Raw genomic sequence first — 17,163 nt, 5'->3', positions numbered from 1 at the left:
CCGTGACGACGTTGTGCCCCGGTGACTGTACGAGAGGGGAAAGGGCGAATCCATCGATTAATCCGCGGCCAGGTGACCTCGCCCGCCGTATGTCCAGGGCGACCACCGGATCGGGCCCAGCGTGGAACCGTACGCGATGGTCCCGGCGCGGGGCGGGCCGAGCAGGGCGGTGAGCAGGTTCTCGTGCATGGTGCCCGGGATGTCGGCATCGGGGGAGTTGTTGCCTACGGCCGTCTTCGGGGCGGTCTTCAGGACCTTCTATCGGGCGTCGTATTCGCTGCGGGCCCGATCGATGTCGTCGATGTGCTCCAGCGCCCAGTCCATGAGCGCCCACACCGTGGTGAGCAACGTCCGCCCCAGCGAGGTGAGCGCGTAGTCGACCCTGGGCGGCACGACCGGATGCACGGTGCGCAGGACCAGGCCGTCGCGTTCCAGGCCGCGCAACGTCGCGGTCAACATGCGCTGGCTGATGCCCGGAACCGCGCGCTTGAGCTCCGTGAAGCGCCGCCCTTCCTTGCCGAGTTCGGCGACGACGGCCAGCGACCACTTGTCGCCGACCCGGTCCAGGATTTCCCGTACGCGGCATGTGGCGTCGTCGCGGGCCGCCATGAGCTCGTGGGTCCGATCGCCGATGGACGGGTGGGTGTCTGCGGTCAAGGTTCTCTCCAGGTAACCGAGGCAGGAAAAGGTGCCGTCTTCCGCTCCACGTCCATGGTTCCTGAGAATGAGGCCAGTTACCACACATCCGGTTAGTTCCTGAAAGGAACCGTTATGACGGTACAAGCCCCCGCCATCGACGAGGCGTTCGCGGACCCGGCGGGCGAGGATCGGCTCGGCCGCGCCGCCGCCGCTCTGCGCGACCACGGCTATGCCGTACACCTGGTGGACACCGCCGCAGAGGCGCGCAAGTTGGTCGCCGACCTGGTACCACGGGACCGGGAGGTGTTCACCGCCTCGAGCGAGACGCTTCGGCTCTCCGGCATCGCCGAGGACATCGACGAGTCCGGTGAGTACCAGTCCGTGCGGGCCCGGTCCGGTGACCTGGGTGACGACGTGCAGGCCAGGATCCGGCTGGGGGCGACTCCCGAGGTGGTCGTCGGCAGCGTGCACGCCGTCACCGAGGACGGTCGCATGCTCGTCGCCTCCGCCAGCGGCAGCCAGATCGCGCCGTACGCCTCGGGCGCCCGCCAGGCGGTCTGGGTGGTCGGCGCGCAGAAGGTGGTGCCCGACGAGGAGGCGGGCCTGCGCCGCATCCGCGCCTACAGCCTGCCAAGGGAATGGCGCCGGCTGCATGACCTGTACGGGCAGACCTCGTTCATCGGCAAGATCCTCATCTTGGAGCGGGAGGCCATGCCCGAACGGGGCACCGTCGTGCTCGTCCGCGAGGCCATCGGCTTCTGATCGACCCGCAGGTCACCCTCCGCCCGGCGCTCGGCGCGTCGGGCCGCCGGGAGTGGAGCCGGGCGGCGGCCTGCCGACAGACGGGGATAGCGCGCCGCGCAAACGAGGTCGGCGCAGATCAGGCCGGGCATCGCCCGAGCGGGGGTTCGTTCGAGCCGGACCGCCGGGCAGGTTCCGGCGCGGTGCGGGTGCCGTGCGGATGCGGTGCGGATGCGGTGCGGGTGCGGCGCAGGTGCGGTGCGGGTGCGGTGCAGGTGCGGTGCCGCAATTCGGTTCGTTGTCAGGCCGGTATGGCCGCTACGTTGCGAGGCATGACTGACAACCGCGTTCCTCCCCCTTTCATCGGCGATGAGCGGGCCATGTTGAACAACTGGCTCGAATGGCATCGCGGGACCCTCGCCGTGAAGTGCGCCGGTCTGTCGGAGGAGCAGCTCCGGGAGCGCTCGACGCCGCCGTCGACCATGTCCCTGCTCGGCCTGGTCCGCCACATGGCCCATGTGGAGCAGGTCTGGTTCAGGAACGTCCTCAACGGCGAGGGTGCCCCCCGCCTGTGGGGCAAGGACGTCAACCCGGACGCGGACTTCGACGAGGTGGACACCGCCTCGGCCGAGGAGGCCTTCGCGGTCTGGCAGGCCGAGATCGAGCACGCCCGCGAGCTGTCGGCCGGAGTCCCGCTGGACGCTGTGGGCAAGAGCCAGCGCCACGGTCAGGACTGCTCCCACCGGTGGATCCTCGTCCACATGATCGAGGAGTACGCCCGGCACAACGGCCACGCCGACCTGCTGCGCGAGCGCGTCGACGGCGCGACCGGCGAGTAAGTCACGGGCGGCGAGTAGGTCACGGGCGGCGCGATCATATGCTCGACGCGGTCCAGGGGCTGACGGCGGGCACGAGCAGCCCGGCGAGGACGGTCACCCGCCTTGATGCGGTGAAGGGCCCAGAGCGGGGGCGAGCAACCCGGCCAGGTTCGTGTACGGCACGGTGATCGCCTGGCCGTTGCAGGACATCGGATAGCCGAGCTTCCACAGCGCGAGGGTGAAGGTGACGCCCTCGGCCGTGGGGAAGACGTCCACCACGTGCTCTTCGGGCTTGCCGGAGAAGATGTCCTTGGGCTGAAGTGGCCGGGTGTCCGGAGGACTCTCCTCGCAGAGCCTTCCACCCGGCCCGGACCTGGTGAGCACCCGCGCGAAGTCTGTCGTTCCTTCCGCCGTGCGGACCCGAGGCGCCAGCAGATCCCGGACGGTCAGTTCGCGGCCCGTCGCGAGGTCGATGACCAGCGATGTGCGGGTCATGAAAGGGACACGACCCAGTTCCGGGGCATCGGTGGAGAAGCGGTAATAAGCAGAGACGACCCGCGGGCCGCGCAACCCTACCGTCGCCGTCGAGCTCAGGGTCGACCCCTCTCTCACCTCGCCCATGGGAAGGTCCTTGAGGTCGTCCTGGAAATCGTCGAGGATCTCCTCCGCGGCGCCGCGCAGCCTTTCATTGATCTTCTGGGAAAGGGCCGGATCGCCGATTCCGCTCACCTTGACGTACTGGAGTCTCTGTTTCAGGTCGAGATCGACGTAGAGCTTCTTGGTCGTCACGACCTCGACCGTGACTCCCGGACGGGCATCTCGTTCGGGCCGGCCGGATCGTTCTGATCGTTCCGGCCGAGCGGATGGCGCGGGGCCGGGTCCGCTGTTCTGGCAACCGCTCAGCAGCAGGGCGGCGACACCGGCCACGGCGGCGACGGCGAGCAGTCGGCGAAACGGCACGGTGCGATCTCTCGGCGCGACCTCCCGCCGCGGCCGGTTCATGTGGCGCGGTCGTTCGGGGGAGGACCGCACCTGTGCACGACCGGACGCCTCGATTCCCGAGCGCGGGTCACGACGTCCGGCCGGGCGGGAAACGGCTCGCGGGAGGCAGACGTTCACCCGCACACCGACTGGGCTTTGCTCATGGGAATCCAGGCCGGAAAGTCGGGTGACGTGGTCGGACCCGAATAGAAGATCTTGCTGACATAGCGGCTCCGATAGGCCGAGCAGTCCAGGGGTGCGAGCGCGTACTCGCCCTTTCGTACCTCGGCCGTCACCTTGAACGGCGGCCCGTCTTCGGGGACGATCTGCTCCGCCGGCTTGCCGTCGACGATGAGTTCGAACCTGAAGCGATATTCGCAGTACTTCTTGGACGTACGGGCGGCCAGGCGGAACGTCGTCTGCTCGCCCTGCTCCAGGGTGTACTTGTGGTCGGCGAAGTAGTCCCCGTACAGCATGGGCGGGCCGTCGTTGGGGTCAGGCTTGGCATAGTGGGCGATCGGCGACGTCTCGTCCAGATCGAATCCGATGCGGACCGTGTCGGACGTTCCCTGCGGCCCCGAGAAGAACACGGTGCCCTTCAGCGGCTCGTCGCACTGCGAGACGGTGCGCACGTTGGTGATCCGCACGGGTTTCGGATGGTTGCCCGTCAGTTCCAACTCGACCGTCGAGGAGGTCGCCTCGACCGCGCCGGCGGCCCGCATCACAGCGTCCGCGCGTTCGTCGGCCACGTACCCGCCGAATGCCTTCATCTCACCGTTGATCCGGGCCACGGTCGCGGCGTCGACCACCGCGCCCGAAATCCAGGTGGCGTCGTTACTGCGGTGTATCGGCGTGACCTTGGTGACGGTGATGGGCTTTCCCGTGGGGGTGGGGACGGGCGTGTCGGTGGGGGAAGGCGTCGCCGCCGCTGTCTCGTCGAGCCCCAGGGCCTTGTTGGCCGCGGTTTCCGCCACGTTCTGGATCACGCCTGTGATCGCGGCGCCGATGGCCGCCAGAGCCGCCGCTCCGATCGCCAGCGCCTTCTTCCTCCACCAGGGGGTGCGTCCGGCGGGAGGCTTCTTTCCTGAGCGTTTCCGCTTCTTCGGCTTCTTTCCTGACACGAGTTCCTCTGTCGTTGTCAAGATCTGGATGCCGCGTCATGATAGCGAGATCGTCGGCCGGGCCGCCAGAGATCGACGGCATCGGGGCGTGATCGCGATGGAGGAGCGGTCTCCACCGTGGCGGGCGAACACATCGCACCCGGTCTGGCGCATCACGACACGCTACGAAACATCGCGACACGCTCCGCCGTGTTCCGGTACGTGTCTGCACACTTCGCCGTGTATCAGCACACCTATCCATAAACCGACCGATTCTGGCGGGTGGATCGATGGGGGGCCGGGACGGCGATCGTCGTGAACCGTCGAATCGCGCGATCCCGGAGTGATCGCGACGGGTATTCCGTACCGATACCCTTCTGGTTGGAGTCCCACATTTGCACTTGAAATACTGTGATCAATGATGATTGGTCCGGCTTTCAGGGATTTGCGGGATCGAATGCTGACTGTCCGAATTCTCTGCTCCGGGAAATCGATATCGGCTCGGTGGGGCATCGCGGTGGGACCGCCCCCGGTCCGCGCTTCCTCGCTCGCCGTCGCCGACCACGTAGCCCCCCGACGCGATCGAACGGGCGCGGGAGAGCCTGAGTATGCGCAGCTCGGACGGCTGTCGAGTGCGTGTGATCGAGGTGCCGTACGACGTCGAGGCGGCATGAGCCGTCCGGTCGGCCGGCGATTGAATCCGCCCGTAAATCCGACCGTAAATCGATGGGGAAATCCGGTCCGCCGAGTCAGGTGTGACTGGAGAGAGAATCCCGCTAGATCACGCTATTTCGATGTCGCGGCGGATGATAACGATATATTTCCGAACGGAGTAGGCACGGCCGCTGGGGGGACGACAAGCTGTGCGGATCGGGGGGAGAGAATTCACGTGCAACCGAGCCTTGCGAAGGCGCATAAGGAGAACGGGCTTGATCCGTCTACTGCTAGCCGAGAACATGCACCTCGTCAGATCGGCCCTCGTGGCGCTGCTCTCCACGGAGGACGATCTGGAGGTGGTCGCGGAGACCGGCCAGGGCACCGAGATCGTCGCACTCGCCCAGGAGCGACGGCCGGACGTCGCGCTCCTCGACATCTGCCTTCCCGGGATCGACGGCCTGACGGCCGCGGCCGAGCTGTACGAACGGGTGCCTGACTGCAAGACGGTGATCCTCACCGGGCTCGGCACCCCGGCGGCTCTGCGGCGGGCGCTGGGGGCGCAGGCCCGCGGCTTCATGGTCAAGGACGCGTCGGCCCAGCAGCTCGTCGACTGCGTACGCAGGGTGTCGCGCGGGGAGCGGGTGATCGACCCCGAACTGGCCCTCGCCGCTCTCCACGCCCCGGAGAACCCGCTCACCTCACGGGAGCTCGACGTCCTCCAGGTCGCCGCCGAAGGGTCCACGGTGACGGAGATCGCCGACCGGCTGTTCCTGTCGCCGGGAACGGTACGCAACTACCTGTGCCGCATCCTGCCGAAGGTCGGCGCCCGCACCCGCGTGGAGGCGATCAGGATCTCTCTCGAACGCGGCTGGTTGTGGCCGGAGACGGGCAGCGACATCGGCATGGTGCGCTACCGCCCCTGATGGAGGAGCCCGGTGTGGGCCGCGAGGAAGGCGAGCATGTCCGCCGCGAGCGCGGTGGACCGGCTCGCCGCACGGGACCCGTGGCCCACGTCGCCCTCGTGCCGGAGCAGGATCGGCCGGTCGCCTCCGGTGGCCCACTGGAGCGCGGCGCACATCTTCCGCGCGTGCGCGGGGTTGACGCGGGTGTCCCCGCCGAAGGCGGTGAAGAGCGTGGCGGGGTAGTCCGCGCCCTTCCTGACCCGGTGATAGGGCGAGTAGGCCAGCAGGGCGCGGAACTGGTCGGGGTCCTCGACCGAGCCGTACTCACCCCGCCAGGCGGGGCCGAGACCGGAACGCTCGTAGCGGACCATGTCGAGGAGCGGGGCGGAGCAGACGGCGGCGGCGAACAGCTCGGGGCGCTGGGTCAGGGCGGCGCCCACGAGCAGTCCGCCGTTCGACTCGCCCCAGATCCCGAGCCGGTCCGGGGTCGTCCACCCGTCGGCGATCAGCTTCTCCGCCGCCGCGACGAAGTCGTCGAAGACGTTCTGCTTGCGCTCCAGCATTCCGGCGCGGTGCCACTCCTCGCCCTCCTCGCCGCCGCCCCGCAACATGGCGACCGCCACCACGCCGCCGGCCTCGGCCCACGCGAGCGTGTCGGCGGCGTACGCGGGGGTGAGCGACACCCCGAACCCGCCGTAGCCGTAGAGGATCGCCGGCCTCGGCCCGTGCAGACCGGCGCGCGCGATGACGACCATCCGCACCCTCGTGCCGTCCGCCGACACGCAGTGCAGCCGATGGCTCTCCACCCCGGCCTCGCCCGCTCCGGGCCGGGCCGACCGGCGCGGTACGGCCGCCGGTCCGGGACCGGGGACGCTCCAGGGCACGGTCTCGCCGGTGCGGGCGTCGAACCGCCACACGGCGGGCGGTGTGACGTGGTCCGTGTAGGTGAACCACGCCTCGTGGCCCCGCCGTACCGACAGCGGGCCGACGGTCCCCGCTCCGGGGAGTGGCACGGAGCCGAGCCGCTCGCCGGTGACCAGGTCGAGGACGTCGATCTCGCTGATCGCGTGCCGGATCCGGGTGACGAGGAGCAGCGGCCGGCCCGGCGCCGTCCCGTCGAGGACCGCGAAGTCGGCGAGCACCGCCTCCGGGTCGGCCGGGACCAGGTCCTTCCAGACGTCGGGGGTCGCGGGATCGCCGACGCACAGCCTGATCCGGGGGGCGTCGTGGTCGGTGACGACGTACAGGCGCCCGTCGCCGCCGACGGTCACCGCGGTCCGGGCGTCCGCGTTCTCCTGCACGACCCGCAGGTCCGGCCGCTCGGGACGGCCGGCGGACAGATCGGCCAGCCACAGATCGTTGCGGGACGCGGAGCCCCGGGACGCCGACACGACCAGCCACCGGCCGTCGTGGCTGATCTCCAGGCCGTAGGACGTGACCCCCTCCCGGGCGAAGACCAGGACGTCGTCAGGGACGCCGACCCGGTGCAGGAAGACCCCGCGGGGCTCGTTCCGTACGTAGAAGAAGCCCGTCCCTCCAGGCAGCCAGGCCACGGGGGAGTAGCGGCTGCGGCCGATCGGCCCGTCGACGACCCGCCGCGTGCGGACGTCCATGACGTACAGCTCGGCCCGCTCGTCCCCCCGGCGGGAGATCTGGTACGCCACCAGCCGGCCGTCCGGGTCGGGCTGCCACGCGTCGAGCGTGGTGAGACCGGTCGGGTCGATCGTCCACGGGTCGAGCAGGACCTCGTCTCGCCACGGCGCGTCGGCCAGGCCGGGCGTGGTCACATGGAGCACGGCGTGCTCCTGTCCGGCCGTACGGCGGAGGAAGAACGCCCGTTCGCCCCGCCACAGCGGCGCGGTGACCAGACCGGCGTCGGCGAGCTCGGTCAGCCGCGCGCGCAGGCGATCCCGGCCGGCCAGTGTGGCGGCGTGCGCGCGCCAGAGGTCGTCCTGCGCGGTCAGCCATCTGATGGTCTCGGGGTCGGCCGCGTCCTCAAGCCGGCGATAGGGGTCCGGTACGGCGACACCGTGCAGCCGGTCGACGACGGGCCGGCGCTCCACATAGGGATATCTCATGACACCTGCTTCACGTCGGGATTCCACTGGCCGATCAGATCGGTGTAGAGCGGAGAGACGGCGACGAGTTCGTCATGCGTGCCGAGTCGAACCCGGACGCCGTCCATGAGCAGCACGTGCCGGGCCCGCAACGCCGAGGTGAGCCGGTGCGCGACGACGACGAGGGTGCCGCCGCGCCGGGCGAACGCCGTCTCCGCCCGTGCCTCGGCGGCCGGGTCCAGATGACAGGTCGCCTCGTCCAGGATCACGAGACGGGCCGGAGACAGGTAGGCCCTGGCCAGCGCGACGAGCTGGCGTTCCCCCGCCGACAGGGTCGCGGGATTGATCTCGGCGGAGAGGCCCCCGAGCCTGCGGGCCAGATCCGTCATCCCCACCTCGTCGACCGCTCGCTGTACGGCGTGTGGTGAGGCGTCGGTGAGATAGGTGAGGTTCTCCATGAGGGTGCCGTGGAAGACGTACGCCTCCTGGGGGATCAGGACGCGGGTGGCCGGATCGAGGTCGCGGGCGGGAACGCCGCCGACCCGGATCTCTCCCGAGCACGGCGCGAGCGATCCCGTGATGAGCGCCGCCAGGGTGGACTTGCCGAGACCGCTCGGCCCGACCACGGCGAGATGGCCGTCCTCCGGCAGGGACAGGTCCAGGCCGGAGATCACCGGTTCCGCGCCCGGCCCGTACGCGAACGTCACGCCGCGCAGTTCGACCCGCGTGCCGCTCGGCCGCGCGTGTCCCCGCGCGGGAGTCGGGACCTCCGCCGTCTCCCGGATCCGGGAGACGGACGCCATCAGCTGCACACCGCTGACGCCGAGCCCCTCGACGAGGCCGCCGAGCGCCGGGGTGAGCGACTGGACGACGTAGGCGAGCGTTCCGATGACGGCGCCCGCGCTCGCGCCGAGCCCCGGCGCGAAGGCGAGTACGAGAAGGACGGGCAGCCAGCCCGCGACTCCGAGCGACACCGTGCGTACGGCCATCACGCGGGCGACCGAGCGCGCGGCATCGGCCTGCGCCGCGATCCGGCGGCCGACGTCCGCGGCGACCCGGGCCTCGGCGCCGCATGAGGCGATGTCGCGCAACCCGCCCGCCATGTCGCTCACCGATTCCGCCAGGCGCTCGTCGGCGATGAGGAAGGCGCGCTGCCGCCGGGCCATGGCGGGCAGCGACATCAGGAAGACCGCCAGCCCCGCGGCGAACGGCGGCAGCACCAGCGGCACCATCTCCGGAAGCAGCGTGAGCATGCCCAGGACGACGCTCACCACGGTGAAGGCGAACGACCGGACCACCGTGATCACAGCGGCGAAGGCGTCCCTGGCCAGCTCGACCTGGAGAGTGGAGCGCGCGACCGACGCCGCGCCCGGCCGCCAGGGAGGGGCGGCGGCACGGCGCAGCGTGCCGCCGACCACGTGGGTCAGCAGCTCGTCGCGGAACGGCTCCGCGATCGCGGCGACCGCCAGCACGACCTGCCGCGCCCCGACCGCCGCAACCAGCCACGCGCCGCCGAGCAACGCCAGCCAGGCCAGGCCCGTCAGCGGCTTTCCCTTCGCGAAGCCGTCCTCGATCGCGCGGGCGATGGCGTGCCCGATCAGGAACGCGGGCAGCGCCTCCGCCAGTGACCATCCGGCGAGGCGCACCAGCCGGTACGGCTCCCGCGTCAACGCCCGCCAGATCATGAGTGCTCCGCCCCTGAGTGATCCGCCCCTGAGCGCTCCGCCCACTCCGTGGCCGTGTCCGGAACGCGTACCTGGGGTGAATTCGGTGTCGGGCTCGTGGCGGGGGCCGAATGCGGGGCCGGTTGGGAGGCGCGTGCCCGGGATCGGGTGTGGTCTGTGACGGAATGCGGGGCCGGTTCGGAGACGTGTGCCTGGAAGACGGCGCGATAGCCGGGATGCGCGGACCACAACACCTCATGGCGGTCGAAACCGCGCAGCCGTCCGTCCTCCAGCCAGAGCACCGCGTCGGCCCGAGCCGCCGTCGCGACCCGGTGCGCCACGACCAGCCGGGTCCGCCCGCCCAGTTCCCCGGTCAGCGCGGCGCTGACCTGACGCTCGGTCAGGGTGTCCAGGCTGGAGGTCGCGTCGTCCAGCACCAGCAGACGGGTGCCCTGGGCGAACGCGCGTGCCAGCCCGATCCGCTGCCTCTCCCCGCCCGACATCGGCGCGTCCCTCAGCGGGGTCCCGTATCCCTGGGGCAGCCGCCGGACGAACTCGTCGGCGCACGCCGCCCGCGTCGCGGCCAAGACGGAGGCAGAGGCGGAGGCGGAGACGGGAGTGGAGGGAGCAGAGGTGGGAGCGGAGGTGGGAGTGGAGGCGCGGGCGGGCCGGATCCCGAGGCCGAGGGCGATCGCGTCGCCGATGGTGTCGCCCACCAGGACCGGCCGCTCGAAGGCGTAGCCGACCGCCCGGCGGAGCGCTGTGCGGGAGAGTTCCCGCACCGGCACCCCGTCGAGCAGCACGGCCCCCTCGGACGGATCGGCCAGCCGGCCCGCGAGTGCCGCGAGCGCCGACTTCCCGGAGCCGGACCTGCCGACAACCGCGATCGCCGACCCGCCCGGTATGACGACGTCGAGGTCGCGCAACCCGTTCGCCGCCACACTGCGAAACTCGAGCGTGCCGGGGCCGGGCGGCAGCTCGCGTGTTCCGTAGGGCAGGGGAGGCTCCTCCGAGAGCTCCCCGACCCGTCCGGCTGCCGATCGTGCCCTGGCCAGCCGCCCGATGTATCCCAGCGCCGAGCCGAGCCCCGCGCCGAGCACCACGTACCTCGCCGCCGCGTACAGCTCGCCGACTGTGAGATCGCCTCCGGCCAGGCGCAGCCCGCCGACGACGAGCACGGCCACCTCCAGCAGCGGCACCACCACGCCGGTCTGGACCCCGGCCCGCGCGTTCGCCCGCCACAGGTCCATGCCGTACGCGCGCAGGCGGGGGAGCGGCGCGAGCACCCGCGCGATCTCCCCGTCCGTCGTGCCGGCGGCCGCGATCGTGCGCGCGCCGGACAGTGCGGTGACCAGGCGGGCGGCGATGCCGCCCTGGACCTCCTGGTACGCGGCGACGACCGCGGTGGTGTCCCGCAGGAAGGCGCGCAGGACGAGCAGGATCACGACGAGCCCGGCGACGAGCGTGAGCGTCAACACCGGGTCGATGAGCGTGAGGGCAACGAGGCCGCCGGCCGTCGGGACCAGCAGAGACGCGCCGGTGATCACCGCCTCCGGGGCGCGTCCGGTCTCCTCGGCGTTCATGCCCAGCCGGGTCGTGAGGTCGCCTTCGGGGAAGCGGCGGGTCATCGCGGGACCGGCGCCGAGTACGTGCCGGGTGATCCGGCGGCGCAACCACGCCGACGCGTGGGCGCTCGTCGCGCCGGCCGCCCATACGCGCAGGCTGTCGCAGGCGACGACCCCGGCGAGGACGAGGACGCAGCCGGTGAGGGACGTCGTGAGCGGTGCCGTGAGGGAGCCCGTGAAGGAACCGCTGGGTGATCCGGCGGCCCCGCCCGTGGCCAGGCCGTCGACGGTCCTGCCGATGACGTACGGGAGAGCCAGCTCGAGGATCGATCCGCCGACAGACGCGACGGCCAGGACGAACAGCCACGGGCCGCCGTGCCGGATGGTCCGGACCACGAGCCGATCTGCCGCCTCCATCCGTCCTCCTCGTCGTCGTCGTGCGTGAAGTCCGTTCGCCAGTGCGTTCCAGTTCGTCCCAGCGCGGGAAAGTTCGTGGGGGAGTGCGTGGGGGAGTGCGTGGGGGAGTGCGTGGGGGAGTGCGTGGGGAGCGGGTGGGGAAGTGCTTGCGGCAGCGTCCGATATCCCGTCCGCCGGTTCGTCACATCTCGCCCGCCGTTACGCCCGCCGTCTCGGGTGCCAGTCCGTACGACGTTCCGTACGACTTTCCGTACAGCGTCCCGTGCGAGCGGGAAGCGCGCCGAGCGCGTGGCTCGCCGGGCGGGGACTTCCCGAGCGATCAAAACTCTTCGGGCGCGGATTCTCACCCGCCTGATCCTGGGTCGGGCCCTGGGCGCAGTGCCCAGGGCCCGAGTGGTCGCCATGACGGCGACCGTCATATGACCTGCCTCTAGTGGCAGAGGACGAGGCTGAGGTTGCTCGGCCTGCCGGACTGGCAGGTCAGCACGGTCAGCGTGCTGCCGCCGCCGTGACCGCCCCCACCGGGGGTCTCCATACCCTGAAGATCGAGGAGAACCATTTGTCTACACCTCCTTCCAAGATCGTTCGGACGGGAGCCGCTGGCCAGGCGGCTGGCTGAAGGGGAGGAACACCTGTTCCTCGTGCAGGGCGGCGCCCAGGGCGAAGAGGACGCCCGCCGTTCCTGTGGAGAAGTCCATCGAGAGCCGCAACAGCTGGTCCCCGGGGAAGGCCAGGCCTTCGCCGTACGGGAGCGTGTGCCAGCGCAGCCCGCGGATCTGCGCGCCGAGCCCGGGATCCGAGCGCCGGACCATGGCCAGTGACGCGATCACGCCGGCCCGGCCGGTGAACAGGCCAGGCTGCACGAAGTACGCGGACCGGGTGACCGCGAGCAGGTCGTCCAGATCGCGGCTGAGGCCCTCATCGGGATGATGGGTCAGATATCGGGCCAGGACCAGGCCGATGCCGACCGAGCCCTCGTCGAGATAGGGCAGGTGACGCCAGCCCTGGTCGACCTGGAGGGATCCGTCCGCGGCACGCACGCAGCGCCGCAGATCCTGGCGCAGCGCGACGCGGGCCAGCTCCAGCAGCGCGGCGTCGCCGGTCCTCTCGTACGCGTGGAGGAAGAGCAGCGCGGGCCCCGACGAGCCGAACATCAACCCGGCGCGGGGATTCGAGCCGCCGCTGACGTCCGGCACGTCGTCCGCGCCGCCGAGCCGGCCGGCGCACGCGTGGACGATCTCGTACGCCTTGTCGAGGAGCTTCCCCTCGCCGGTCGTCTCGCCCAGGTGCAGCAGGTTCAGCCCGATTCCCGCCAGTCCGGAGTACAGGCCGAGCCCGAGCCCTTCCCATCGCTCCCGCAGGCAGATGTCCATGACGTCGAGGGCGTCCTGCCGGTGTCCGAGCCGTTCCAGGACGTGGGCGACACCGTGCAGCCCGTCGTAGAAGCCGATCGCGGTGCCCGATCGCGGGGTGACGGCCCGCTTGCGCAGCCAGTCCTCGTGCTCGGGGAAGCGGCCGGCCCCGGTCTCGGCCAGAGCGTGGAGCACTCCCGCGGCGCCGTGGGCGAGGTTGAGCCCGCCACCGGGCCGGAACTGCGCCACGTCTCCGGGGAAGAGCCGGTCGTCGCGGTCGGGGGTGGCGGAGGCCAGTACGGCACGGCGCAGGGCGTCGCGGATCTCCGGCCAGTCGCCGGGATCGGGCGGCTCCGCCATGTCACGGTCGTCCGCGATCGTGTGCGCGGCCTCTTCGACGACTGCCGGGGGGACGGGGAACGTCTCGGTGACCAGGCGGGCCAGATGACGAGCCTTCCCCCGGTGCATCGGCACCATGATGGTGGTCTGAGGAGCGAACATGCCCAGCCTCAGGCAGGCCAGCGCGTACTGGTCGCTCGCCGTGCCGAGCCGGTCGGACGGCGCGGCGTAGGCGGGATGGCCCAGCGCCGGGCGCGCCCGGTCCTCGGCGAGCGTGGCCACCTCGAAGTCGATCAGCACCAGCCGGCCTTCGTCGGTCACCAGGATGTTGTTCGGATGGAGGTCACCGAACACGACTCCGCGTTCGTGCAGGGAGCTGACCGCCCGCTCCACCTTGGCCACCATGTCCAGCGCCCATTCGGTGTAGCCGGCCAGCGCGTCGGGGGCGAGATCGGTACGGGTGAGCGGATAGCGGTGGACGAGGAGCCGCTGCAGGGGGTTGCCGTCGACGAACTCCTCGACCAGGAAGTGGTGTTCTCCGATGGTGAAGTGGTCCAGGAGCGCCGGCACCGACTCAAGTCCGGCGAGCCGCCGCAGGATGTCCCGCTCATGTTCCAGGCGGGCGACCGCGTCACGTCCGGCCGCGTCGAGCCCGGCATGCGGCCGCGCCTCCTTCAGCACCACGCGCCGACCCGTGGACAGGTCCTTGCCGAGGTACACGCCTCCGCCGTTGGAGAAGTGCATCACGCTCTCGATCTCGTACGGCAGGCCCGCGGTGGTGACGGCGTTGCGGGCGGCCAGGTGGGGTTCGAGAAAGGCGGGGAGCTCGATCCAGGAAGGAACGGAGAAGGTGGATCCGCGGACGTCGGGGACGAGCCGGCCCTCGCCGTCCTCGATGGCGAGCACCATCTCGCCGCCCGCGTTCAGGCAGCGCCGCTCGGCGAATCCGCCGTACCGGACGAAGAGCGGGCCGTCGCCGTAGCGCAGGTCGCTGAGGATGTACGGACCTTCGACTCCGCGCAGCAGCTCGTCGAGCTCGCTCAGCACCAGCTCCAGCTGGGCCTCGTCCTGCGGGTAGATCGTGACCAGCTTTCCGCTCGACGCCCGCGACGCGGCCTTGGAGTTGTGCATGACCAAGACGGACTCGCTGCGCAGGAACTTGAACGCCACGTTCCTGGGCAGGCAGTAGTCCCACACTGTCCGGACCGCGCGTTCCGCGTCGGCCAGGCACGCGGACACATGGATCTTCCACCCCTGGGAGGGCAGCCGGTCGACATCGACCGGCGCGTAGTACATCCACGTGTCCGTCGCCTGATGAAACCAACTGTCAGGGACTTCCAGTGACAAGACGGAAAAACCCGAAGAATCAGCAGTCTTCTGATCAAGTGTGTCATAGAACAACGAATCAGCCAGACAGTAAAGCTCGTAATCATCCATATGCCGCCATCTCCCCGTTTATCGCTAAAGAGAGAATGGCGAATGGTCACGCGTCCGGTCTAGTTACACGGTTCATCGATGGCATGTGCGTTTCTCATCAACGCGACCGGTACGGCGTCATCTGAGCTGCTCAGGGATTTCGACCGAGAGCCGGAACCGGTCGGCCGAGTCCGCGATGACCTCGACCGTGCCACCCACCATCGTGGCCCGGCGGCGCAGGCCGGCCAGTTCCCAGTCGTTCTCCGAGCCCTGGGCCGGCTCCACCCCGTCGTTCTCGATCGTGAGACGGACCCGGTCGCCGTGGCGGGACACCTCGATCACGCAGATCCGGGCCTTGCTGTGCCGCAGCACGTTCGCGATCGCCTCGCGGACGATGACGGCCAGCACCTTGTCGGCCGCCGTGGCGGGCGCGAGCTCGGCTCCCACGATCCGGCAGTCGATCCCGAAGACCCTCAGTACGGCGCGGGCGTGCGAGAGCTCCGTTTTCAGGGAGATCTCGCGATATGTCCTGGCGATGTCGCGGATCTCGCTGGCGGCCTGGTGGATCGAGGTGACGAGTTCCGCCAGCTCGGCCCGCAGCGAGGAACCCTCATCCGCCAGGCGCCGCGCCATCTCACCCCGCAGCGCGGCCAGCCACAGCCGGCTTCCGATGAGGTCGTGGACGTCGTCAGCGAACAGCTCCCGCGCCTTGATGACAGCCTGGCGCGCGATCTCCGCGGCTCTGGCGTTCAGCTGCTCTATGCGATGGAGAAGAACAATCACCGTACACAAGAACAGAATCGTTAATAATGCCAGAACCATCAAAATCGCGTCAGGCACACGCGGGCCCTCCCTGCTCACGCCCCGGGAACGACCTTGTTATTTTAGGTTGCGGCATCTATGAAATGCCGGACTTCACGGTTATTTCAGAGAGATAACCCGTACGGTCAGGTTCGCTCGCCGCTGCGGCATCGAATACCGCCAAAACGCATATATCGCAGTATTTGGTGATTGTCGCGCACGGACCCCGCCGCGCGGCGAACGCGCTTCCCGCACGACGTGTCCACTCCGACCACGGGTTTCGGTACGGTCCGGCGTTCGGTACGGCCAAGGCGTTCGGTATGGCCAAGGCGTTCGGTTCGGCCAGGCGGATTGGTACAGGCAAGGGGTTCGGTTCGGCCAGGTCCGGTTCGGCCAGGTCCGGTTCGGGCGGAAGTGCGGTCCGACCAGTTTGGTTCGACAAGAACGCGGTCCGGCCAGGAGGGCGGTCGGTATGGGCGTTCTGGGGTGCTGTCGAGGCCGCTCGGGCGGTGCCCGCGACAGGTTCGCCCGTAAGGGGCCCCTGGTTTCACGCGACTCTCGCGTGCTGCGGGGCTTTGGCTCGAAGGTTGCGTGTGGTTCGGCGTGGGGCGTTCTGGGGCACCGGAGAGGGTGCTCGGGCGTGTCCGCGGCGGGCTCGTCTCTGAGGGGCCGCCGGGTTTCGCATGGCTCCCCGGCAAAACACGGGCCCTCGGGCGGGGCTGGGTAAGAGGCACAGGTCTGGATGCCGGTGTGGATGCCTGGTTTGGATGCCTGGTCTGGATGTGATCTGGACGTCAGCCGCGGATCTCCGGCGATGTTGCGCGTATGAAGCGCCCGTGCCCGACGGAACTCTCGCTCGCTCGAAAGTGACATTCAACAGCTTGCGCACAAAGAGTACATGTGTGACTACCGAGAGTTGTTTATAGAACGTGTGAGCGATATATTTGCGGTGGGCTAAGCGGTGAGAGAGGGAAGGGAGGCGTAATCGGATGATTGTTTCGGGTGGCGTGCTGCTGTCACGTCACGCGGAGGGCTCAGAGGAGTCATGTGGGCTGCCGCCGTCCTCCTTGGGGCGGCGTGCGCACCGGCGGCACAGGCCGCCGGCCGGGGCCGGTCGTTTCGCCGGTGACGCGTACGGCGCCGTGCTGTTGCTCGACCGTTCTCGTCTTCGCCGGCCGGTTTCGCCCCCGCCCGCCGCCGGCCGGCCTGACCTCATCGCTGCTGCGGAGTCCGGTCCTGCCGGACAGGTGATGGCAGGGGCAGGCCGCTGGTTTGAGCGGTCGCGGCCGGTAAGGGAGGCGAAGGAGGCGAGGGAGGCGAGCGGGGACGCGTCAGCCTGGGACGGGATGTGGCAGGACCGCCGAGACACGCCGGGCCCGGCCGACGCGCCCCCGGCTGGCGGGGATGACCGTCACCCCCCTGGGTGGGGGGACCGGCCCGATCCCGGACTTGCCGGGGCGGCGGTGGCGGACCTGCTGCGCCGCGCTGAGGAGATCGCCGCCGACCTCCAGCGGATACCACAGGACACCGAGGCGGCGATGGCGGAGATCGTGGCGCTGGCACGCGCGATCGATCTGGCCGAAGCCGCGCTGGCCGCCCGGGTTCGGGTGGCCGAGGCAGGGAAAGGCCACCACCTGTTCGGGCGGCGCTCGATCGGGGCGTGGCTGGCCCGCGCCACCGGATCACGTGCCGCCCGCGCGAACGAACGCCTCAC

At 70.1% G+C, this 17,163-nt stretch carries 14 protein-coding genes; 4 read left to right on the top strand and 10 right to left on the bottom strand.

Annotated elements, in window-relative coordinates; all coding sequences use genetic code 11:
* Positions 1 to 57: 57 nt before the first annotated feature.
* Positions 58 to 189 (bottom strand): hypothetical protein, encoded by a 132-nt coding sequence (locus tag AB0I59_RS11200; RefSeq protein WP_358132083.1) that lies wholly within the window; start codon positions 187 to 189, stop codon positions 58 to 60.
* A gap of 69 nt (positions 190 to 258) precedes the next feature.
* Entirely contained in the window at positions 259 to 657 is a 399-nt protein-coding gene (locus tag AB0I59_RS11195) for a winged helix-turn-helix transcriptional regulator (protein ID WP_358132081.1), read from the bottom strand.
* 114 nt (positions 658 to 771) lie between these two features.
* On the opposite strand from AB0I59_RS11195, the gene AB0I59_RS11190 reads away from it, so the two are divergent.
* On the top strand, positions 772 to 1,401 hold the full coding sequence (locus tag AB0I59_RS11190; protein WP_358132079.1) for an LUD domain-containing protein: 630 nt from the start codon (positions 772 to 774) through the stop codon (positions 1,399 to 1,401).
* Between the two features lie 311 nt (positions 1,402 to 1,712).
* Positions 1,713 to 2,219: a DinB family protein gene (locus AB0I59_RS11185; protein WP_061259627.1), complete on the top strand. Its 507-nt coding sequence runs from the start codon at positions 1,713 to 1,715 to the stop codon at positions 2,217 to 2,219.
* Between the two features lie 93 nt (positions 2,220 to 2,312).
* On the opposite strand, the gene AB0I59_RS11180 is transcribed toward AB0I59_RS11185, so the two are convergent.
* Together AB0I59_RS11180 and AB0I59_RS11175 are read right to left on the bottom strand one after the other, a co-directional pair.
* Positions 2,313 to 3,158: a hypothetical protein gene (locus AB0I59_RS11180; RefSeq protein WP_358132077.1), complete on the bottom strand. Its 846-nt coding sequence runs from the start codon at positions 3,156 to 3,158 to the stop codon at positions 2,313 to 2,315.
* A 155-nt stretch (positions 3,159 to 3,313) separates the two neighbouring features.
* On the bottom strand, positions 3,314 to 4,300 hold the full coding sequence (locus AB0I59_RS11175) for a hypothetical protein (protein ID WP_358132075.1): 987 nt from the start codon (positions 4,298 to 4,300) through the stop codon (positions 3,314 to 3,316).
* A 908-nt stretch (positions 4,301 to 5,208) separates the two neighbouring features.
* Here AB0I59_RS11175 and AB0I59_RS11170 point away from each other — a divergent pair.
* Positions 5,209 to 5,859 (top strand): response regulator transcription factor, encoded by a 651-nt coding sequence (locus tag AB0I59_RS11170; protein ID WP_061259624.1) that lies wholly within the window; start codon positions 5,209 to 5,211, stop codon positions 5,857 to 5,859.
* Here AB0I59_RS11170 and AB0I59_RS11165 read toward each other — a convergent pair.
* The 6 genes from AB0I59_RS11165 to AB0I59_RS11140 form a co-directional block, all read right to left on the bottom strand.
* Entirely contained in the window at positions 5,847 to 7,916 is a 2,070-nt protein-coding gene (locus AB0I59_RS11165; RefSeq protein ID WP_358132072.1) for a prolyl oligopeptidase family serine peptidase, read from the bottom strand. The two genes, AB0I59_RS11170 and AB0I59_RS11165, sit on opposite strands and share 13 nt — an antisense overlap.
* Positions 7,913 to 9,580, bottom strand: a complete 1,668-nt coding sequence (locus AB0I59_RS11160; protein WP_358132070.1) for an ATP-binding cassette domain-containing protein — start codon at positions 9,578 to 9,580, stop codon at positions 7,913 to 7,915. Before AB0I59_RS11160 ends, AB0I59_RS11165 begins: the two co-directional genes overlap by 4 nt.
* Positions 9,577 to 11,541 carry an ABC transporter ATP-binding protein gene (locus tag AB0I59_RS11155; protein WP_358132068.1) on the bottom strand — a complete coding sequence of 655 codons (1,965 nt, stop codon included), beginning with the start codon at positions 11,539 to 11,541 and terminating at the stop codon, positions 9,577 to 9,579. Before AB0I59_RS11155 ends, AB0I59_RS11160 begins: the two co-directional genes overlap by 4 nt.
* 430 nt (positions 11,542 to 11,971) lie before the next feature.
* Entirely contained in the window at positions 11,972 to 12,100 is a 129-nt protein-coding gene (locus tag AB0I59_RS11150; RefSeq protein WP_358132066.1) for a SapB/AmfS family lanthipeptide, read from the bottom strand.
* A 4-nt stretch (positions 12,101 to 12,104) separates the two neighbouring features.
* Positions 12,105 to 14,669 carry a class III lanthionine synthetase LanKC gene (gene lanKC, locus AB0I59_RS11145; protein WP_358132064.1) on the bottom strand — a complete coding sequence of 855 codons (2,565 nt, stop codon included), beginning with the start codon at positions 14,667 to 14,669 and terminating at the stop codon, positions 12,105 to 12,107.
* Positions 14,670 to 14,786: 117 nt separating this feature from the next.
* Positions 14,787 to 15,431: a sensor histidine kinase gene (locus AB0I59_RS11140; protein ID WP_358132062.1), complete on the bottom strand. Its 645-nt coding sequence runs from the start codon at positions 15,429 to 15,431 to the stop codon at positions 14,787 to 14,789.
* A gap of 1,481 nt (positions 15,432 to 16,912) precedes the next feature.
* Here AB0I59_RS11140 and AB0I59_RS11135 point away from each other — a divergent pair.
* The coding region (locus AB0I59_RS11135) for a hypothetical protein (RefSeq protein ID WP_358132060.1) at positions 16,913 to 17,163 on the top strand (251 nt) is incomplete at its 3' end.

Source organism: Microtetraspora glauca, assembly GCF_040656155.1.
GTDB classification, from domain to species: domain Bacteria; phylum Actinomycetota; class Actinomycetes; order Streptosporangiales; family Streptosporangiaceae; genus Microtetraspora; species Microtetraspora glauca.
This window is presented reverse-complemented; position numbering and strand designations above follow the sequence as displayed.